18 protein-coding genes are annotated in these 18,425 nt (G+C 71.1%); 11 read left to right on the top strand and 7 right to left on the bottom strand.

Annotated elements, in window-relative coordinates:
- Positions 1-218: 218 nt before the first annotated feature.
- Positions 219-1,724, bottom strand: coding sequence for a DUF4118 domain-containing protein (locus AB0H62_RS43165; protein WP_360592150.1), 1,506 nt, complete (start codon positions 1,722-1,724; stop codon positions 219-221).
- A 231-nt stretch (positions 1,725-1,955) separates the two neighbouring features.
- Here AB0H62_RS43165 and AB0H62_RS43160 point away from each other — a divergent pair, with 231 nt between their 5' ends.
- From AB0H62_RS43160 to AB0H62_RS43150, 3 genes are read left to right on the top strand one after another with little or no spacing between them, the layout of a single operon-like run.
- A complete protein-coding gene (locus tag AB0H62_RS43160; RefSeq protein WP_220240362.1) occupies positions 1,956-2,120 on the top strand; it encodes a hypothetical protein in 165 nt (54 codons plus the stop codon).
- Positions 2,113-2,319 carry a hypothetical protein gene (locus AB0H62_RS43155; protein ID WP_220240363.1) on the top strand — a complete coding sequence of 69 codons (207 nt, stop codon included), beginning with the start codon at positions 2,113-2,115 and terminating at the stop codon, positions 2,317-2,319. The genes AB0H62_RS43160 and AB0H62_RS43155 overlap by 8 nt, the downstream gene beginning before the upstream one ends.
- Positions 2,316-2,507: a hypothetical protein gene (locus tag AB0H62_RS43150; protein WP_360592149.1), complete on the top strand. Its 192-nt coding sequence runs from the start codon at positions 2,316-2,318 to the stop codon at positions 2,505-2,507. Before AB0H62_RS43155 ends, AB0H62_RS43150 begins: the two co-directional genes overlap by 4 nt.
- Positions 2,508-2,627: 120 nt before the next feature.
- Here the strand turns inward: AB0H62_RS43150 and AB0H62_RS43145 are convergent, their stop codons facing one another.
- Positions 2,628-3,113, bottom strand: coding sequence for a helix-turn-helix domain-containing protein (locus AB0H62_RS43145; protein ID WP_360592148.1), 486 nt, complete (start codon positions 3,111-3,113; stop codon positions 2,628-2,630).
- A gap of 89 nt (positions 3,114-3,202) precedes the next feature.
- On the opposite strand from AB0H62_RS43145, the gene AB0H62_RS43140 reads away from it, so the two are divergent.
- Both AB0H62_RS43140 and AB0H62_RS43135 read left to right on the top strand, forming a co-directional pair.
- Positions 3,203-4,666, top strand: coding sequence for an amidase (locus tag AB0H62_RS43140; protein ID WP_220240366.1), 1,464 nt, complete (start codon positions 3,203-3,205; stop codon positions 4,664-4,666).
- Between the two features lie 85 nt (positions 4,667-4,751).
- Positions 4,752-5,042: a hypothetical protein gene (locus AB0H62_RS43135; RefSeq protein WP_220240367.1), complete on the top strand. Its 291-nt coding sequence runs from the start codon at positions 4,752-4,754 to the stop codon at positions 5,040-5,042.
- On the opposite strand, the gene AB0H62_RS43130 is transcribed toward AB0H62_RS43135, so the two are convergent.
- Complete coding sequence (locus tag AB0H62_RS43130; RefSeq protein ID WP_360592147.1) at positions 5,032-5,910, bottom strand: alcohol dehydrogenase catalytic domain-containing protein; 879 nt, start codon at positions 5,908-5,910, stop codon at positions 5,032-5,034. The genes AB0H62_RS43135 and AB0H62_RS43130 overlap by 11 nt on opposite strands.
- A 127-nt stretch (positions 5,911-6,037) precedes the next feature.
- On the opposite strand from AB0H62_RS43130, the gene AB0H62_RS43125 reads away from it, so the two are divergent.
- Positions 6,038-6,607 carry a helix-turn-helix domain-containing protein gene (locus AB0H62_RS43125; protein ID WP_360592146.1) on the top strand — a complete coding sequence of 190 codons (570 nt, stop codon included), beginning with the start codon at positions 6,038-6,040 and terminating at the stop codon, positions 6,605-6,607.
- Positions 6,608-7,052: 445 nt separating this feature from the next.
- On the opposite strand, the gene AB0H62_RS43120 is transcribed toward AB0H62_RS43125, so the two are convergent.
- A complete protein-coding gene (locus tag AB0H62_RS43120; protein ID WP_360592145.1) occupies positions 7,053-8,318 on the bottom strand; it encodes a hypothetical protein in 1,266 nt (421 codons plus the stop codon).
- A 134-nt stretch (positions 8,319-8,452) separates the two neighbouring features.
- Between AB0H62_RS43120 and dxs the strand changes: the two genes are divergently transcribed.
- Positions 8,453-10,351 (top strand): 1-deoxy-D-xylulose-5-phosphate synthase, encoded by a 1,899-nt coding sequence (gene dxs / locus AB0H62_RS43115; RefSeq protein ID WP_220247698.1) that lies wholly within the window; start codon positions 8,453-8,455, stop codon positions 10,349-10,351.
- 16 nt (positions 10,352-10,367) lie between these two features.
- On the opposite strand, the gene AB0H62_RS43110 is transcribed toward dxs, so the two are convergent.
- A complete protein-coding gene (locus tag AB0H62_RS43110) occupies positions 10,368-10,976 on the bottom strand; it encodes a TetR/AcrR family transcriptional regulator (RefSeq protein WP_220240371.1) in 609 nt (202 codons plus the stop codon).
- A gap of 65 nt (positions 10,977-11,041) precedes the next feature.
- Between AB0H62_RS43110 and AB0H62_RS43105 the strand changes: the two genes are divergently transcribed.
- Together AB0H62_RS43105 and AB0H62_RS43100 are read left to right on the top strand one after the other, a co-directional pair.
- Positions 11,042-12,508 (top strand): AMP-binding protein, encoded by a 1,467-nt coding sequence (locus AB0H62_RS43105; protein ID WP_360592144.1) that lies wholly within the window; start codon positions 11,042-11,044, stop codon positions 12,506-12,508.
- A gap of 102 nt (positions 12,509-12,610) precedes the next feature.
- Positions 12,611-16,105 (top strand): multifunctional oxoglutarate decarboxylase/oxoglutarate dehydrogenase thiamine pyrophosphate-binding subunit/dihydrolipoyllysine-residue succinyltransferase subunit, encoded by a 3,495-nt coding sequence (locus AB0H62_RS43100; protein WP_360592143.1) that lies wholly within the window; start codon positions 12,611-12,613, stop codon positions 16,103-16,105.
- 3 nt (positions 16,106-16,108) lie between these two features.
- On the opposite strand, the gene AB0H62_RS43095 is transcribed toward AB0H62_RS43100, so the two are convergent.
- Positions 16,109-16,474, bottom strand: a complete 366-nt coding sequence (locus AB0H62_RS43095; protein ID WP_220240374.1) for a tautomerase family protein — start codon at positions 16,472-16,474, stop codon at positions 16,109-16,111.
- 119 nt (positions 16,475-16,593) lie between these two features.
- Between AB0H62_RS43095 and AB0H62_RS43090 the strand changes: the two genes are divergently transcribed.
- On the top strand, positions 16,594-17,040 hold the full coding sequence (locus AB0H62_RS43090; RefSeq protein WP_360592142.1) for a helix-turn-helix domain-containing protein: 447 nt from the start codon (positions 16,594-16,596) through the stop codon (positions 17,038-17,040).
- A 125-nt stretch (positions 17,041-17,165) separates the two neighbouring features.
- Here the strand turns inward: AB0H62_RS43090 and AB0H62_RS43085 are convergent, their stop codons facing one another.
- Entirely contained in the window at positions 17,166-17,714 is a 549-nt protein-coding gene (locus tag AB0H62_RS43085; protein ID WP_360592141.1) for a carboxymuconolactone decarboxylase family protein, read from the bottom strand.
- 119 nt (positions 17,715-17,833) lie between these two features.
- Here AB0H62_RS43085 and AB0H62_RS43080 point away from each other — a divergent pair, with 119 nt between their 5' ends.
- Entirely contained in the window at positions 17,834-18,421 is a 588-nt protein-coding gene (locus tag AB0H62_RS43080) for an ABATE domain-containing protein (RefSeq protein ID WP_360592140.1), read from the top strand.
- The last annotated feature ends 4 nt before the right edge of the window (positions 18,422-18,425 follow it).

The raw sequence follows: 18,425 nt of genomic DNA, 5'->3' as shown, positions 1-18,425 counted from the left end.
CGTCGCAGTGGCTGTGCCAGCGCCCGCACCGGGTGCAGTACCTGTTGCTTGCGTGGTGGTGAACTGTCATGACCGGACTTCTTCCCGAGGAACTCTTCGTTGCCCCCGTCTGGTCACCCAGTGTGGTGCCTCGAGGGGGTCGCCGTCGTCACGGCGAGCGGGAATCCCCGGGCCCGGCCAGCGGGGTGGCTCACCTACCGGCTGGCCGGTACGGGCGCTCAGCCTGCGTGCCCGACCAGCGGGAACTCGGCGCGCAGCATCGTGCCGTCGCCGGGTGGGCTGTGGAGGAAGATCCGCCCGCCCAGCGCTTCCACGCGGTCCTTCAGCCCGGCCAGCCCGGTGCCGCGGGCGAAGTCGGCGCCGCCCGCGCCGTCGTCGTGCACGGCGATGCGCAGCACGTCGGCGCGGGTCTCCACGACGACGGTGATGGCGCCGGCCTGCGCGTGCTTGGCCGCGTTCGTGAGCGCCTCGGCGACGACGTAGTACGCGCCGACCTCGATCGGCTCGGGGAGCCGCCCGTCGGCGCGGACGTCGAGGTCGATGACCTGCCGCGAGCGGCGCGCGAGGGCCTTGAGCGCGGGCACGAGGCCGAGCTCGGCCAGCAGCGCGGGGTGGATGCCGCGAGCCATCTCGCGCAGCTCGTCCAGCGCGTCGGACAGCCCGTCGGCGATGCGGTCGAGCTCCCCGCGTGCCTCGAGGGACTCGTCGGGGATCAGCGCCTGGACCGCGCGCACCTGCAGAGAGAGCGAGACGAGCTGCTGCTGGGCGCCGTCGTGCAGGTCGCGCTCGATGCGCCGGCGGGTCCTGTCGGCGGTGGCGACGATGCGCGCGCGGGAGGCCTGGAGCTCGGCGCGCGCCTCGGCGTTTTCGATCGCGGTGGTGACGAGCTCGGTGAAGCTGGCGATCTGCGCCTCGGTGTTGTCCGGGAAGCGTTCGGCGCTTTTCGTGGACGCGGCGATCACGCCCCACAGCCGGCCGGACGCCACGATCGGGCAGCCGACGGACGAGCGGATGCCCAGGTTGCGGGCCTCGCGCGCGATCGCGCCTGTCTCGCCGGCGAAGCTCGCGAGCCGTACCGGTGTGCCCGTGACGCGCACTTCGCGCGCGACGCTGAGCCCGTCGAGCTCGATCTTCGTCCCGACGACCAGGTGCACGGGTACCCGCGTCCAGGCGGCGACGCCGGTGACGGTGCCGTCCACTTCGTACCGTTCCATGCGGGCCAGGTCGGCGTCGCAGAGCAGGCCGACCTCACGTGTCACGGCTTCGAAGACCTCTGGCGGCGAGACAGATTGTGCGACGAGCGTCGCGACGCGGCGCAGGGCCGACTGCTCGTCGGTCAGGCGTTCGGAGATCAAGGCCGTGCGCTGAAGCCGTGATGCGAGGGTCCCCACCACGACCGCCGTGATGAGGAAAACGCCCAGCGCGACGGCGTTCTGGGCGTCGATGATTTGCAGGGCAAAAGGCGGCGGTGCGAACAAGGTCGCGTACACGGCGACGCTCAGCAACGAGGTGCCCACCGCCAGGGCGGTTCCCCAGATCACGGCGACCGGCAGCACCACGACCAGGTACAGCATCAGCAGGGACACCGAGTCCACGAGCGGTTCGAGCAGCAGCGCGATACCCGTGACGGTGGCGACGGCGACCACCGCGGCGAGCGCGCCACTGGAGCGCCGCCGCATGCGCTCTCCGGTTCGGCGGCGCTGCACCATCGGTTCGTTGGACACGCCGCAACACCCAGCCTGAGGATAGGCGCCGCCCGCGCGCACAGCCAGCCCCCGGCCCACGCGCGAAAGTCCCGGTAGCGGGGGCGGGGGACTCCAGGTGGCAGGAATGCGGACCGGAGCCGGTCCCGGCGATCCTGTGAGGACTCGAAAGCCATGGCGGTAGCCGGCACCGGGACGTGAAGATGTCGCCCGCCCCCCGAGATCTACTCCGGATCGGAAGGTGGAAGCGTGATGCGTCAGCACGGCTTGCCCGACCGGGGACGCGCGGTCGCCGCCCGCCGCGTCCCGGCCGGACCTCGGCAGCGGACGCGCTCGGGCTGGCTGCCGCGCAGCGGCCCCACCGCCGTGCTCGTCGCTCGGCGCCTCACGAACGCGGAGAGGACGAGCCATGCCTGAGCAGATCTCCCGCTGGGGTTTGCAGCTCTTCGGCTGCCCGTGCTCCGTGTGCGGCCGCCCGGCCGAGCGCCTGTGGTTCCTCGCCGACAGCCGCGTCGTCTCACACCCCGGCGGCGGGCCGCTGTGCCGGCTGCCGAACCCGCAGACCGACGAAGACGTCTCGGCGCCGGTTGTCTCGCGAGGAATGAGTGCGGCGTGACCGAGTACGTGGGACCGCCGAACTGGTGGTCGAGCGAGCGGCTGCTGGGCTGGGACGACTTCGACCTGCGCGGCCAGGCGGCGCGGCTCGGACTGCCGACCGGCTGGCTGCTCGACCGGGCCGAGCGCGGCTCGAGTGAAGGCGTGCCACGGCGCGCCGATTGCCAGGGAATCCCTGGCGGACAATGAAAACCGGGACGGACCGCCGTCCCCGCAGCTGCCCGGCCGAGGTCGTGTGTCCCCCGCCCCGCGACGTCGGCCGGGTTCCCAATTCGCGAGTGGCGATGCGGGTTCCCGCACTGGCGGACATCACGGCCGCACCCAGGTCTCGTTGGGCACGACGGCGAGGTCTTCGAGGTCAAGCGGCTCGCCGGAGTCGGTGTGGGGCGCGACGCTGACGGGTTTTCCCGAGCCGCGCTCGACGATCCGGACCGGGCCGCCGTCGGGCTGCAGGTGCTTGTCGGCCCACTGCATCAGCGCGAGCACGACCGGGAAGAGATCGCGGCCCATCGTGGTGAGGACGTATTCGGCGCGCGGACGTGAGCCGGGCTCGCGGTAAGGCTGCTTCTCGAGTGCGCCGAGCTCCACGAGCTGCTTGAGCCGGGCGGCCGCGACACTGGGGGAGAGGTCCGTGCGGTCGACGAACTCGTCGAAGCGCGTCGTGCCGTAGAAGGCCTCGCGCAGCACGAGCACGGTCGCGCGGGCGCCCACGACCTCGATCGCCTTGGTGATCGAGCAGCTCTCGGCCAGCCAGCCGCGCCGGTCGGTGACCGCGCCCTCCAGAGTCATCGCCATGCGGTGAGTCTACCCCTGAGTTGCGATTGCCGAAGTCAGCTGCGTAGAGTCTGACTTCGACCATTCGAACCCAGCAGGGGGGATCACCGATGCAGGCGGACTGGACTTACGCGACGGCCGGCGAACTGTCCGCCGCTCTGCGCGCGCGCAAGGTGAGCGCGGTCGAGCTGACGGAGTCGGCGATCGCGCGAATCGAGAAGTACGACCCGGAGCTCAACGCGGTGTGCGTGCGCGACTTCGACCGGGCGCGGGCGGCGGCGCGGGAAGCCGACGCGGCGCTGGCACGCGGGGACGACCGGCCGCTGCTGGGGATTCCGGTCACGGTCAAGGAGTCGTTCAACGTCGCCGGCCTGCCGACAACGTGGGGCATCCCGCCGTTCAAGAACTTCGTCGCGGCCGAGGACGCGCTGCCGGTCGCGCGGCTGAAAGCGGCGGGCGCCATTGTGCTCGGCAAGACCAACGTCCCCTTGGGACTGGGGGATCTGCAGACCTACAACGCGATCTACGGCACCACGAACAACCCGTGGGATCTCACGCGGACGCCGGGCGGCTCGTCCGGGGGCTCCGCCGCCGCGCTCGCCGCCGGGTTCGGCGCACTGTCGATCGGGTCGGACATCGCGGGCTCGCTGCGTGCTCCGGCGCATTTCACCGGGGTGTACGCGCACAAGGCGTCGCAGGGAGTGCTGCCCTCGCGGGGGCACACGGCGCCGCCGAACCCGCCGTTGCCGTCCGAAAAGGACCTCACCGTGATCGGGCCGATGGCCCGCACCGCGCGCGACCTCGCGCTGCTGCTCGATCTGCTCGCCGAGCCGGATCCGCTCACGACACCCCGCGGTGCCTCGAGGAAACTCCCGCCTTCGAGGCGCACCGCGCTCGCCGACTACCGCGTGCTCGTGGTCGAGGATCATCCGCTGATGCCGACGTCTTCGAGCGTGCGGGCCGGAATTCGGCGGGTCGCCGACGTATTGACTCTGGCCGGCGCCGTCGTGGCGCACGACAGCCCGCTGCTGCCCGATCCGGTGGAGGCTGCGCGGACGTTCGTGCTGCTCTTCGACTCCGTCGTCGGGGCGAGCTACCCGCCGCCGGTCTACGAGCAGTTCCGCCGGCGTGCTGCCGAGGTGAGGCCCGAGGATCACAGTCTCGCGGCGGAACACCTGCGGGGCACGGTGATTAGCCACCGCGACTGGCTCGCGGCCGACGCGGTCCGCCAACGCCACCGTCAGGCTTGGCGGGAGCTGTTCGAGGACTTCGACGTCGTGCTGTGCCCGGCCATGCCGACGCCGGCGTTTCCGCACGACCACAGCGAAGACCAGTGGGGCCGCCGGATCCCGGTCGACGGCGTGGGTCAGCCTTACCCTGGCCAGCTCGTGTGGGCCGGAATCGCGTCGATGCCCGGGCTGCCGGCCACCGTCGCGCCGGTGGGGCTGTCCGACGAGGGGCTGCCTGTCGGTGTCCAGCTGGTGGGGCCGATGTTCGAGGACCACACCACGATCCACCTCGCGGAGCTGCTGGAAGGCGAGCTCGGCGGGTTCGCCGCGCCACCTCGGGGTTAACCGTCCCGGATTGACTTCCGCAGTCGCCGGTTCCTAGACTCCTTCAGGTGAGAACGGCCGTTCTCGCCTGAAGGAGGAGGGAGTCGTGGACGTGACGACACAGCAGGTCCGGTTCGAGCGGCTCGCCGAGCACGATTACCTGGTCAGCGTCCCCAGCGGAGACGACGAGGTCCTGATCCGGCTCCGGTCGGACAACGCGACCGTGTCCGAACTGGAGTTCGGCGGGATCGAGGAGGAACGGCTGGTGCGCGCGATCATGGCGTACCTGCTCGCGCGTCAGGACGCGGACGACCTGCCGGGCGAGCTCGACCTGGAGGACGTCGCCGCGGCGTACGACGATTTCGGTCCGGTGGTCCGCGGCTCGCTCACGGAGTGAGGACCAGGCGGCCGCGCATGCCGCCGGCCCGGAACTTCGAGTAGACGGCGGGCGCCTCGGCCAGCGGGGTGGTGCCGGCGCGGCGGGCTTCGAGCACTCCCTTCTCGGTGAGGGCGAGCATCCGCGTCAGGGCGGCGGCGTCGGGGAAGACGACTGCGGAAGTGACGTCGATGCCGCGTTCGGGCGCGGGTTCCCGGCCCGGGAAGATGCCGACGTACGAACCGTTGGCACGGACCGGCGCCAGTGCGGCCTCGTTGAGCAGGGCGGTGTCGAACACCGCGTCGACCTCGGACGCTTGCGCCAGGTCCGTGACGATTTCGCGCGCTCCGGCGCGGGTCAGGAACTCGGTGTCCGATGCGCGGGCCAGGGCGACGACCGACCAGCCGTCCTGCGCGGCGAGTGCCACGACGTAGCCGCCGACCCCGCCGGCCGCGCCGGTGACCAGCAACCGCCGCCCTGCCGCCGGGCCGAGGTGGGCGAGGAGTTGTGCTGCCGTCAGGGAATTGCAGGGCACGGTGGCGGCGTCGAGGAGGTCGACGCCGTCCGGCACCGCGGCGGTGTCCTTTGCCGGCACGAGCACGTACTCGGCGGCGGCACCCGCGACGGCGTGGGGCGCGTGCGGGAACTGCAGAGCCGCGACGCGGTCGCCCACGGCGAACTCGGTGACCCCGGGACCGACCTCGTCCACCACGCCCGCCACGTCGAGCCCCAGCCCGACTCCCGTGTGGCCGCTGTCGATCACGTGGAGGTCGGCCGGGTTCACGGCCGCGCCGGCCATCCGGATCCGGAGCTGCCCGTCCGCGGGATGGGGGTCGGGCAGCTCCACGACCTCCGGCTCGCCCGGACTGGTGAGGATGACCGCACGCATGACGTGGTCCTTTCTGGCGGATCTGCCGGTGCCGGCGCGCGTATAATCGACGTCGGCCGGAGCACCGCTCCGGTGCACTTCAAAGCTACGGAGCAGTGCTCCGTAAGGTCAAGGTGGGAGAGCTCGCGTGACCAAAGCCACGCAGTCCGAGCTGCCGCGCAACCGCGAGCTGCTGCTGGCCGCCGCGCGCGAGGCCTTCGCGGACCAGGGCACCGACGCGTCGCTACGGGACGTCGCCCGGCGGGCCGGCGTGGGCATCGGCACGCTGTACCGGCACTTCCCGACCCGGGCGGCGCTGCTGGAGTCCCTTTTGGACAGCAACTTCGCGGCGTTGCGCGCGCGGGCCGAATCGCTGGCGAGCACTCCGGACCTCGCGGCGCACGACGCGTTGCTCACCTGGCTGAACGAAATGGCGACGGGCGTGCGCACCTACCTGGGCCTGCCGGAGTCGATCATGGCGGCGCTGGCGGACGAAGACTCCGCGCTGCACGCGTCGTGCGCCGCGATGCGCTCGTCCGCCGGGCAGCTGCTGGCCCGCGCCCAGGAAACCGGCCGCGTGCGCGCCGACGTCACGGTCTACGAGGTGATCTCGCTGGCACTCGGCCTGGCCTGGGCGGCCCAGCAACCCGGCGGCACCTCGGACCTGGTGGAACGCCTGCTCTCCACGGCAATGCACGGCCTGGCGGTGCCGGGGTGACCAGTCGGCGGGTGGGTGCCTCGGCCGACCTGCGCCGGGTCGGGTCGGGTCGGGTCGGCCAAGCTGAGCCCGCGGAGCCGAACCTGCCAACTCGGCCGAGTCGAGCCCGCCGAGAGAGGCTCGTCGGGCCGGCTGAGCAGAGTTGGCCGGGCTGACCCCTCGCCGGGCGGGTGCCTCGGCCGACATGCGCCGGGCCGAGCCATGCCTGCCGAGCCGTGCCCGCCGGGTCGGGTGCGCCGAGTCTGCCGACCAGTGCCGAGCCCGCCGAGCGGCACCGGACCGACACGGCTGGCCGTGAAGTTCTGCCTTCCGGAGAAGGGAAACCCGTCACGATGGGCTGGGTCGCCGGCCCTCACTCTCGACGTCGCGAAGGCGCAGCAGGTGCCCCCGCCGGTCGTGGACCTGCCGGAACCCCGCGGCGCCTCCCCTGAAGAACCGACTGGGATCAGCGCGAGCTGACCGCCGGGGTGTAGCCGACGTCGATCACGTCCGGCAGGCCGGCGGGGCGGCGCTTGCCGGTGAGTACGGGGTCGAAGTCGTTGCGGCCGTTGAGGAAGCGCTGGAAGAACGCGGTGACGTAGGCCGAAGTGATGGCGCGCTGCCGGGTCTCCGTGAGCTGCCGCTGGTCCTGCTGCGGGCCGTCGGGGAGCTGGGACGCGCACGTGCCCGGGCGGGTGCCGGGGAGGGCGTCGTCGTGGCTGCCGACCTGGTGGCTGCTTGGGGACCATTCGGTGTTGTAGCTGTCGTGGTTGCCGCCGGTGAGCGTGTAGCGGTAGATCGGGACCTGGTTGTCGCCGGAGTTGCCCGCGAAGTAGTTGCCGGTGTTGACCTGGTCGCACGTGCCCCACATCTGGGCGAACGGGACCTGCGTGACGGGCTCGTCGTTCCAGTTGTCGGTGGGTGCGAGGGCGAACACGGCCTTCACGGTTACCCCGGCGGGCCAGTCGCCGTGGCGCTGGTCGGCGGCCTGCTGCATAACCCCGCCGCCGCCCATCGAGTGGCCGATGGTGCCGACGTCACCCATGTTCAGGTGGCTCTGGAAGCCGACGTTGCGCGGCTTTCCGGTGGCCGGGTCGGTGAAGTGGCCGCGCAGGGGTCCCTGCCCGCTCGAAGCCAGCTGCTGCCACAGAGCGAGCTGGGCGTTGAGCAGCGCTGCCCGCGCGTAGTAGACGGTCGGCGCCTGGCCGGCCGCCGTCGCGTTGATCCCGTTGGTGCCGATGGACACGACTACGAACCCGAGCTGCGCGAGCTGCCGCCCGAGGTACTCGTAGCCGGCGTTGCTGGGCATCGGTGGCACGCCGGGGGCACAGGGCCACGCCCACATTCGCGCGGACGTCTGCTCGACGATCTTCTGCTGCCGCGCTGCTTCCACGTCGTCGCCGGCCTTCTCGGCCGCCGCCAGGGCGGCCTGGGCCGCGGTGTTGGCGTCGGTCGCCGCGCGGTCGGCGCAGGTCTGCCAGGAGCCGTGTTCGATCATGATCAGGGGATGGGTGCCGGCGGAGACGTCGGAGGGGTAGTAGACGACGCCGTCGAGCTCGTTCTTGCCTTCGTAGCCGAGGTCCGCCGGAGGCGTGAAGGCCTGGTTGCCCAGGTGGTAGGCCACCGTCTCGACCCGGCGGGCGTCCGCCGGGTTCCCGGTCGCCACCGCTGTGCCGAATCCCGCCACGATCGCCGCGACGGCGAGCACCGTCGTCTTCATGATCAGCCGCATGGGCGGGGACGGTAACCGAAGATTGTCAGGAACCCGTTTGTTCGGCTTACCGCGACCTCTGAGAACGATCATTCTCACCATGTTGTACGTTCGGGTGGCTCCGGCCAGGTGGGCCGGTGGGCGAGGGGAGTGGCATGACCGGCCTGCTCTCGGGCGTTTCGAGCCCGGAAGACGTGCGGCGGCTGAGCTTCGAGGACCGCGTGGCGCTGTGCGCTGAGATTCGGGAGTTCCTGATCCGGACGGTGTCGGCGACCGGTGGGCACATCGGGCCGAACCTGGGTGTCGTCGAGCTGACAGTGGCGCTGCACGTGGTGTTCGACTCGCCGGCCGAGCCGATCCTGTTCGACACGGGGCACCAGACGTATGTCCACAAAGTCCTCACCGGCCGGCGTGAGGGCTTCGAGCGGCTGCGCCAGACCGATGGGCTGTCAGGCTACGCCGCGCGCGAGGAGAGCGAGCACGACTGGATCGAGAACTCCCACGCGTCCACGGCATTGTCCTACGCCGACGGTCTCGCGAAAGGCCTGGAACTGCGCGGCGAGCGACGCTGTGTGGTCGCGGTGACCGGCGACGGTGCCCTCACCGGCGGCATGACCTGGGAGGCGCTCAACAACATCGCCGCGGCCCGGCGACCGGTGGTGATCGTGGTCAACGACAACGGCCGCTCGTACTCGCCCACCGCCGGCGCGCTGGCCGACCGGCTCGCCAAGCTGCGCCTGCAGCCGGGCTACGAGCGGGTGCTGGACTCCGTGAAGGGGGCGCTGGAGCGGGCGCCACTGGTGTACGACGTGCTGCACGGCGTGAAACGCGGGGTGAAGGATCTCCTGGCGCCGCAAGGGATGTTCGAGGATCTCGGGCTCAAGTACGTCGGGCCGGTCGACGGCCACGACCTCGCCGCGCTCGAACGGGCTTTCACGCTGGCGAAGAACTTCGGCGAGCCGGTGCTCGTGCACGCGGTCACGCGCAAGGGCCACGGCTACGCGCCGGCCGAGGACGACGACGTCGAGCAGATGCACGCTCCGGCCGCGTTCGACATCGCCACGGGACGACCGCTGGCCGCGAAAAAGCGCACCTGGACGTCGGTGTTCGCCGACGAGATCACCGCGCTGGGCGCCGAGCGCGAGGACCTCGTCGCGATCACCGCGGCGATGCGCGAGCCGACGGGCCTGGGCAAGTTCGCGCGCGCATTCCCCGAGCGCTTCCACGACGTCGGGATCGCCGAGCAGCACGCCATGACGTCCGCGGCCGGCCTCGCCTCCGCCGGTGCGCACCCGGTGGTGGCGCTGTACTCGACGTTCCTCAACCGGGCGTTCGACCAGCTCCTCTTCGACGTCGCGCTGCACCGGCTGCCGGTCACGCTCGTGCTCGACCGCGCCGGCGTGACGGGCGCGGACGGGCCTTCGCACAACGGGGTGTGGGACTACGCATTGCTGGGGATGGTGCCGGGGCTCGTGCAGGCGGCGCCTCGGGACGAAGCGACGTTGCAGGCCGCACTGCGGGAGGCGGTGGCCCATGACAAGGGTCCGAGTGTCGTGCGGTTTCCCAAGTCACCGCTGGTCACCAGCGTGCCGGCGATCCGTCGAGAGGGGGACGTCGACGTTCTGTGGGAATCCGGCGAAGGTGACGTCGACGTCCTCGTCGTCGCGATCGGCACCATGGCCACGGACGTTCTCACCGCGGCGCCGGGAATCGCCGACGCCGGGTTCACGGTCCGCGTGGTGGATCCCCGGTGGGTGAAGCCGCTGCCCGCCGGGCTCGTTTCCCTCGCCCGTGGCGCGGGTTTGGTGGTCACGGCGGAGGACGGCGTGGTCGCCGGGGGAGTCGGCTCGCGGATCGTGCAACAGCTCCACACCGCCGGCGTCGACACCCCGGTCCGCGAAATCGGCCTGCCGGACGAGTTCCCGGCCCACGGCAAACTCGACGACGTGCGGGCTCGCCTCGGCCTGTCCGCGCAGGCCATCCGCACCCGGATCACCGAGTGGGGCGCCGCTCTCACGGTGTCCACAGAGGAATCCACCGCACCGTCGGCCTGACGGCTGCCGCCCGCGCTCAGGACTGGGCGCGGGCAGCGCCGCGGCGAAAGCGGCCGGGCGTTTCGGCGCCGAGGATGATCTCGGCCGTCCGGCGGGCCTCAGCCGCAGGGGTGGCGGTGCGCTGGACGGCGGCCGCGGAGACCGCGCCCTCGGCCAGCAGGTACACGGCGGTGCCGGCCTCGCGGGAGAAGCCGGCGTCGGTGACGATGCCGGACAGCAGCTTGCGGAACTCGCGCTGATGGTGGTGCACCTCGGCGGCGACCGGCGGGGTCGTGGCGCCGAGCTCGCCGAACGCGTTCATCCACGGGCAGCCGCGGAAGTCGGCCTCGCAGAACCAGCGGTGCAGCCAGGTGAAGATCGCGGCCACGCGGGCGTGCGGCTCGTCGGTCTTGGCCACGAAGTCGGCGATGCTGCCCATCATGCGCTCGTGGCGCCGCCGCAGGAAGGCGACCACGAGGTCGTCCTTGCTGGGGTAGAGCTGGTAGATCCGGCGCAGCGGCAGGTTCGCCGCGGTCCGCAGCCGATCCATGCCCACGGCCTGGATGCCCCGCGAGTAGAACACTTGCTCGGCGGCGTCGAGCAGCTGCTCGCGGACGGGGTCTCGGAGTTCCTCGGCGCTGGTCACGGCACCTCACGTAAGCGGACGTTGACGGTCGAAAAAGTGAACCCTAGACTAGCAGCACCGTGAGAATGAACGTTCTCACCGACGATGAGGACACCATGGACTGTCCCTCCGGGGTCGAAGCGGGCCGGGAGATCCGGGACGCGCTGACCCGAGCAGCCGCCACGTTGCTCACCTCGAGCCCCGACGGCACCGTGACCCGCACCGGCGAAGACCTGCTGCGACGGGCGCGTTCACTGGCGGGCCGGCTCGTCGAGCGCGGGCTGACGGGCGCGACGGTCGGCCTGTCGTTCCGCAACAGCGCCGCCGCGCTCGAGGCGTTCATCGCCACGGAGCTCGCCGGGGCCACGCGCCTGCCGGTCGAACCGTCGGCGGCGACGGCCGAAACCCGGGCCATCTTCGACGCGGGCGGCGCGCGGGCGGTGCTGACCGACGGCCACCACGAAGAGGTCCGTGACGACTCGGCCGGCTGGACGAGCACCGCGCTCGGTGCGGCGACTCTCGTGCACCACGACGCTTCGCCGTCACCCGGTCCCGAGTGGTTCGACCGGGTCTTCGTCAGCCCGGACCAAGCACTGGTCGTCTATCCGCGCGCGGTCCGTGGTGGCGAGCTCTTCGGCATCCCCACCAGCTACGCGAACTGGCGCGCCGTCATCGAGATCAACGTCGGCCTCTACCGCACCGGCGGGTATGGGCCGTCGCTCGCCGCCGACGAGCGCTACCTGACCGTGGTCCAGCTGATGCACGCGACCGGCCTGGTCGGCAGTTTTCCCTTCCTGCACCTCGGTCTTCCCCAGGTTCTGCTGCCGCGCTTCTCCGCCGCTGCGATGGCCGAGGCGATCGAACGGCACCGGATCACGACGCTGTTCGCCGTTCCCGGCATGCTGAGCCGGGTCGCCGCCGCGGTGGACGATCCCGGCCGGCTGGCTTCGCTGCGCCGCGTCCTCTACGGAGGCGCGCCGGTGGAAGAAGCCGAGCTCGCCCGCCTGCACCACGTCTTCGGCGGCACGCTCTGCCAGCTCTACGGTCGCTACGAGGCCGGCTGGCCGCTCACCGTCCTCACCCCCGGCGACCACCGGCGGCTGCTCGACCACGACGCGCAGGTGACCGGGACGTGCGGCCGTCCGATCGACGCCGTCGACCTGCGGATCGTCGGTGGCGAAGTCCGGACCCGCAGCGCGATGGTGTCGCCCGCCTTCGCGGACGCGGACGGCTGGTGCGGGCTCGGCGACACCGCGGAGCTCACCGATGCCGGCTACCTGCGCCTGACCGGCCGGTTCGACGGGATGATCAACACCGGCTCCTTCCACGTCTACCCGGCCGAGGTGGAAGAGGTCGTTCTCACGCACCCGGCCGTCACCGCCGTCAAAGTGGCCGGGGTGGCCGATCCGCGGTGGGGCGAGGCCGTCGCGGCCTACGTCGTCGCAACGGATCCGACTGTGGCCACGACGTTGCGCGAGTGGCTGCGCGATCGCCTCGCGCCGTACAAGGTCCCGTCGGTGGTGCACGTCGTGGATCACTTGCCGCACCACTGATTTCCCTCGGATTCGGGGCCGGGTGAACGGTCCGATTCCGAGGCGTAGACTCATGCCGAGCACTGAGAACGATCGTTCTCAACGAACAGGAGCTGGATCGAAATGGCGGGCACGGACGTCGACGAGGAGTCCCCGGTGGGGTTCGGGGTCAACGAGTGGCTGGTGGAGGAGCTGTACGACCGGTATCGGCAGGACAAGACCTCGGTGGACCGGTCCTGGTGGCCGGTCTTCGAGAACTACCGGCCGGAGGCGGCGACCCCGAGCGCCTCGCCGAAGCCGTCCGCTCCGCCTGCGCCCGGTGAGCAACCGGATGGAGACGTCACCGTCCTGCGCGGCACCGCGAAAACCCTGGCGTCGACGATGGACGCCAGCCTCACCGTGCCCACCGCTACCAGCGTCCGCACGGTGCCGGCGAAGCTCCTGGTCGAGAACCGGATCGTCGTCAACGATCACCTGCGCCGCACCGGCGGCGGCAAGGTCAGCTTCACGCATCTGCTCGGCTGGGCGCTGGTGCAGGCCGTGAAGCGGTTCCCCGGCCAGAACGTCCACTACGCCGTGGTCGACGGCAAACCCGCCGTCGTCACGCCCGAGCACGTGGGCCTCGGCATCGCGATCGACCTGGCGCGCCCCGACGGCCGCCGGACGCTCGTCGTGCCGGTGATCAAGGCCGCCGAGACGCTGACGTTCGGCGAGTTCCTGGCGTCGTACGAGGACCTCGTCGCCCGCGCCCGCGGCAACGCGCTGAAGGTCGACGACTTCGCCGGCGTCACACTGTCGCTGACCAACCCCGGCGGGATCGGCACCGAGCACTCCGTGCCGCGCTTGACCCAGGGCCAGGGCTCCATCATCGGCGCGGGCGCGCTGGAATACCCGGCCGCGTTCAAAGGCGCGAGCGCGCAGTGGCTCGCCGACAACGGCATCGGCAAGACCCTGACCCTCACCAGCACCTACGACCACCGGGTGATCCAGGGCGCGGGCAGCGGCGAGTTCCTGCGCCTGGTCGAGGAACTCCTCCTGGGCGAGCACGGCTTCTACGACGACGTCTTCGCCGCGCTCCGGATCCCATACGAGCCGCTCCGCTGGGCCTCCGAGGTCACCGAACCGGTCGGCAAAACGACCCGGGTGCACGAGCTCATCGACGCCTACCGCGCCCACGGCCACCTCGTCGCCGACACGGACCCGCTGGAGTACCGGCAGCGCGCACACCCGGACCTCGACCCGGCCACCCACGGCCTCACCCTCTGGGACCTCGACCGCGAGTTCGCGACCGGCGGCGTCGGCGGCCGCGAGCGGATGGCCCTGCGCGACATCCTCGGCCTGCTGCGGGACGCCTACTGCCGCACGCTCAGCGTCGAGTACACATACATCCAGGACCCCGAGCAGCGCCGGTGGCTGCGCGAGCGCGTCGAGCAGCCGTTCGCGAAGCCCGCCCATGACGAACAACTGCACCTGCTCGGCAAGCTCACCGAGGCCGAGGCGTTCGAGACGTTCCTGCAGACCAAGTACGTCGGCCAGACGCGCTTCAGCCTCGAGGGCGGCGAGTCGGCGATCGCGCTGCTCGACGCGATCCTGGGCCGCGCGGCCGGCGAGGGCCTGGCCGGCGCGACCATCGCGATGGCGCACCGCGGCCGGCTCAACGTGCTGGCCACCATCGCCGGCAAGACGCACCGCCAGATCTTCGACGAGTTCGAGGACAGCGGCGAGGCGGGCGACGGGTCCGGCGACGTGAAGTACCACCTGGGGACCGAAGGAGTCTTCACCGCCGCGGACGGCGCGGAGCTGCCCGTGTACCTGGCGGCCAACCCGTCGCACCTCGACGCGGTCGACGGCGTGCTGCTCGGGGTGGCCCGCGCGCGGCAGGACCGCAGCGGCGACGCCAAGTTCTCCACGTTGCCGATCATCGTCCACGGCGACGCGGCGCTCGCCGGCGAAGGTGTGGTCGCCGAGACGCTGCAGATGTCGCAGCTGCGCGGCTACCGCGTCGGCGGCACGATCCGCGTCAACATCAACAACCAGGTCGGCTTCACCACGTTGCCGCAGGACGGGCGTTCGTCGGTGTACTCGACCGACGTCGCGAAGACGATCCAGGCGCCCGTGGTGCACGTGAACGGCGACGACCCCGAGGCCGTCGTGCGCGCCGGGCGGCTCGCGTTCGCCTACCGGCAGGAGTTCGGGCGCGACGTGGTGATCGACCTGATCTGCTACCGCCGCCGCGGGCACAATGAGGCCGACGACCCGTCGATGACCCAGCCGCGGATGTACGCCGTGATCGAGGCCAAGCCCTCGGTGCGCAAGCTCTACACCGAGGTCCTCGCGCGGCGAGGCGAGCTCACCGCGGACGAGCTCGCGGCGGCCGAGCGGGATTTCCGGGACCGGCTGGAGCGGGCGTTCGCCCAGACCACTGTGGACGGTGCGGCCGCTGCTGCTTCGGAGGCCCGGCCCGCTGCGTCGGCGCGACCGACCGCGATCTCCGACGTCACGGTGAAGCAGATCGCCACGGCGTTCACCGATCAGCCCGCGGGCTTCACCGTGCACCCGAAACTCGCGCCGCTGCTGGCAAAGCGGGCGGAGATGGGGGAGAAGGGCGGCATCGACTGGGCGTTCGCCGAGCTGCTCGCGTTCGGCTCGCTGGTGCTCGACGGCGTGCCGGTGCGGCTGGCGGGCCAGGACAGCCGGCGCGGCACGTTCGTGCAGCGGCACGCCGTGCTCCACGACCACGTCACCGGCCGGGAGTGGACACCGCTGGCGGACCTCGGTGAGACGCAGGCGCCGTTTCGGATCTACGACTCGCTGCTGAGCGAGTACGCGGCGCTCGGGTTCGAGTACGGCTACTCCGTCGAACGGCCCGACGCGCTCGTGTTGTGGGAGGCGCAGTTCGGCGACTTCGTGAACGGTGCGCAGGTGATCGTCGACGAGTTCGTGAGCTCGGCCGAGCAGAAGTGGGGCCAGTCGTCGTCGGTGGTGATGCTGCTGCCGCACGGGTACGAGGGCCGCGGGCCGGACCACTCGTCGGCGCGGATCGAGCGGTTCCTGCAGCTGTGCGCCGAGGAGAACCTGATCGTGGCGCAGCCCTCGACGCCCGCGTCGTACTTCCACCTGTTGCGGCGCCAGGCTTTCGCGCCGGTGCGCAAGCCGCTGGTGGTGTTCACGCCGAAGAGCATGCTGCGGCTGCGGGCCGCGGCCAGTGCCGTCGCGGACTTCACCGACGGTGCCTTTGCTCCGGTCCTCGACGACTACCGCGATCTTGACCCCGGCGCGGTCGAGAAGGTGGTGCTGGTGTCGGGCAAGCTGTACTACGACCTGCTCGCGCGGGCGGGCGCGAACGTCGCGCTGGTGCGGCTGGAACAGTTCCACCCGTTGCCGCAGGAGGAGCTGACGCGGGTGCTGTCCCGTTATCCGAACGCGGAAATCGTGTGGGCGCAGGAGGAACCGAAGAATCAGGGGGCGTGGTCGTTCCTGCGGGGCGAGCTCGAACTGCCGGCCGGCAAGCGGCTGACGGTGGTGTCGCGGCCCGCCGCCGCGTCGCCCGCGACGGGGTCGCACCACCGGCACCAGAAGGAGCAGGCCGAGCTGGTGCGACGGGTGCTGGAAGGCTGAGCGTCAGACCTCGGGGAGGATCCGGCCGTCTTCGAGGACGTTCGCGCCGGGGATCTCGGTGAGGAAGATCGCGACGCTTTCCTTGGCGTCGCCGGTGATCGCGCACCAGTCGTCGGCCAGCCGGTGCAGCAGCCGGGCCCGCAGCTCCGGCGGCCGGCCGGCGCGGATGAAGCCGACCAGGCGCGGGCTCGTCACCGGCTCCCCGGCGACGAAGATGCTCCCGGGCGCGACCTCGGTGAACGAGCAGTGCACGTAGACCTCGGGCGCCCCCGTGACCTCGGCGTGGACTTTCGTGACCGCCGCCGCGACTTCGGCCCGGTGCTTCAACGTCGCGCCACCGCTCGGGACCGTGAACTGGTAGAAGGGCATCGTTGTCCTCTCAGCGGCCGGGACTCGAATCGAGTCTGACTCTAGGGGGCGGCCGCGGTGCCTGCAACCAGGTAAGACTCAGAAGTTGTCTTACTCGGGCTTGTCCTACGATGGTCGCCATGAAGCACGACGAGCTCCAGGACGTCTACTGCTCCGTCGCCCGCACATGGTCGGTGATCGGCGAGCGCTGGACGATGATGATCCTGCGCGAGTGCTTCCGCGGCGAGCGGCGCTACGACCACTTCCGCACGAAGCTGGGCCTCGGCAGCAACGTGCTGAACGACCGCCTGCGCCTGCTCACGGCGGAGGGCGTCCTGGACCGCGTGCAGTACCAGGACACCCCGCCGCGGCACGAATACCGCCTGACGGAGAAGGGCGCGGACCTCTACCCGATCCTGCTCGCCGTCATGTCCTGGGGCGACAAGTACCAGAACGAGGTCCCCCCGGTCCGCCTCCACCACCGCGACTGCGGCCACTCCGCAGACCCCCGCCCGACGTGCGCGCATTGCGGCGAGCCGGTGGGATGGCGGGATCTGACGGCGGAGTTCGAGCCGGGAGCTTGGTAGTCCTCGGCTTGCGGCGAGTGCGCCGTGGTGAAGAGTGCAGCAATCGCACGACAACCGTTGCGTAGGCGAATGCCTGCGCTGAGCGGGGTTCGAGCCTGGTCCCGGCTCGAACCCCGCTTGCAAACTCAGTCGTGCTGGTGGGGCTGCACGACGGGGAACTCGTTGTCGGTGTCGGCGACGATGTTGAAGTAGTTCGTCAGGATGTTGAGCGCCAGGTTGCCGATGACCTCGCCGATCTCGGCGTTGGTGACACCGGCTTCGCGGGCGGCCTTGAGGACGGTCTCGTCGATCGTGCCGCGGCCGCGGGCGATGGTGTCGGACAGGGTGAGCAGGGCGGCGACGTGCTCGTCGGCCGAGTCGGCGTGGCGGGCGCGCTCGAGCTCGTCCGCGTCGAGCTTGGCGACCTTCCTGCCCAGCATCGTGTGCGCCGACAGGCAGTAGGTGCACTGGTTGTACTCGGCGGTGGCGAGCGCGAGGCGCTCGCGGACCGCGGCGGGCAGCACGCCGCCGGCGAGCGCGCCGGACAGGCCGAGATAGCCCTTCAGGAGCGCGGGGCTGCTCGCCATGGTCTTCGCCATGTTCGGGATCGCGCCCATGTTCTTCTTCGTCTCGGTGAGCAGGACCGCGGCCTGGCCGGTGGCGTGCTCGAGCTCGATCTGGGGCAGCGTCGACATCTCGGACCTTCCTAATGTTTGGATCTTGGATAACCGTTAGGTCAAGGTGGCACGAGTAGACCGACACTGTCAAATGGTTGTGACGCAGTCTTCCATTAGGTAGTGCTAGAGTGGGTGCCATGACGACCGCTGCCCTGCTCGGCGAACCACTCCCGGTGGAGCTGATGAACACCGTGAACGCCGGCCGCGACGGCGTGACCGACGCGCTGACGGACGATGCCGACGTCGCCGGCTGGCTGGCGGCAGTCGCCCCTCGTCTCGAGGCCGAGGCCGGCGTGGCGCTCGACGGAGACTCAGCGCCCGTCGCCGACCGGCTGCGACGCCTGCGCGACGCCCTGCGCGCGCTCGCCGCCGAGGCCACGGAAGACCCTCGCCCGGTCGCGGTCGAGGTGGCCCGGGCCGACGCGCTGGCCACGCTCAACGATCTGGCCCAGACCCGCGCCGAGCTCGTCTGGCCTGAGGACGGCGAGCCCGCGCGCGTGCTGCGTTCGGGCGGCACTCCGGCCGAACGCGCGGTGGCTTTTCTGGCGCACCAAGGTATCGACCTGCTCGGCGGCGACCAGCGGCAGAAGCTACGCGCTTGTCTTGCGCCGAACTGCCTGCTGTTTTTCGTGAAAGACCACTCCCGGCGTGAGTGGTGCTCGGCCGGGTGCGGGAACAGGGCGCGCGTTCAGCGGCATTACCAGCGGCACCACGCCAAGAGCTGACGGG

The sequence above is a fragment of the Amycolatopsis sp. NPDC050768 genome, assembly GCF_040654155.1.
Lineage (GTDB): Bacteria > Actinomycetota > Actinomycetes > Mycobacteriales > Pseudonocardiaceae > Amycolatopsis.
The sequence above is the reverse complement of the archived record's forward strand: the minus strand, read 5'-3'. Positions and strand labels throughout refer to the sequence as shown.

Coding starts and splice junctions, on each gene's coding strand:
- AB0H62_RS43160 (WP_220240362.1), top strand. CDS start 1,956: ATGCGTCAGCACGGCTTGCCCGACCGGGGACGCGCGGTCGCCGCCCGC.
- AB0H62_RS43155 (WP_220240363.1), top strand. CDS start 2,113: ATGCCTGAGCAGATCTCCCGCTGGGGTTTGCAGCTCTTCGGCTGCCCG.
- AB0H62_RS43145 (WP_360592148.1), bottom strand. CDS start 3,113: ATGGCGATGACTCTGGAGGGCGCGGTCACCGACCGGCGCGGCTGGCTG.
- AB0H62_RS43140 (WP_220240366.1), top strand. CDS start 3,203: ATGCAGGCGGACTGGACTTACGCGACGGCCGGCGAACTGTCCGCCGCT.
- AB0H62_RS43130 (WP_360592147.1), bottom strand. CDS start 5,910: ATGCGTGCGGTCATCCTCACCAGTCCGGGCGAGCCGGAGGTCGTGGAG.
- AB0H62_RS43120 (WP_360592145.1), bottom strand. CDS start 8,318: ATGCGGCTGATCATGAAGACGACGGTGCTCGCCGTCGCGGCGATCGTG.
- dxs (WP_220247698.1), top strand. CDS start 8,453: ATGACCGGCCTGCTCTCGGGCGTTTCGAGCCCGGAAGACGTGCGGCGG.
- AB0H62_RS43105 (WP_360592144.1), top strand. CDS start 11,042: ATGAACGTTCTCACCGACGATGAGGACACCATGGACTGTCCCTCCGGG.
- AB0H62_RS43100 (WP_360592143.1), top strand. CDS start 12,611: ATGGCGGGCACGGACGTCGACGAGGAGTCCCCGGTGGGGTTCGGGGTC.
- AB0H62_RS43095 (WP_220240374.1), bottom strand. CDS start 16,474: ATGCCCTTCTACCAGTTCACGGTCCCGAGCGGTGGCGCGACGTTGAAG.
- AB0H62_RS43090 (WP_360592142.1), top strand. CDS start 16,594: ATGAAGCACGACGAGCTCCAGGACGTCTACTGCTCCGTCGCCCGCACA.
- AB0H62_RS43085 (WP_360592141.1), bottom strand. CDS start 17,714: ATGTCGACGCTGCCCCAGATCGAGCTCGAGCACGCCACCGGCCAGGCC.
- AB0H62_RS43080 (WP_360592140.1), top strand. CDS start 17,834: ATGACGACCGCTGCCCTGCTCGGCGAACCACTCCCGGTGGAGCTGATG.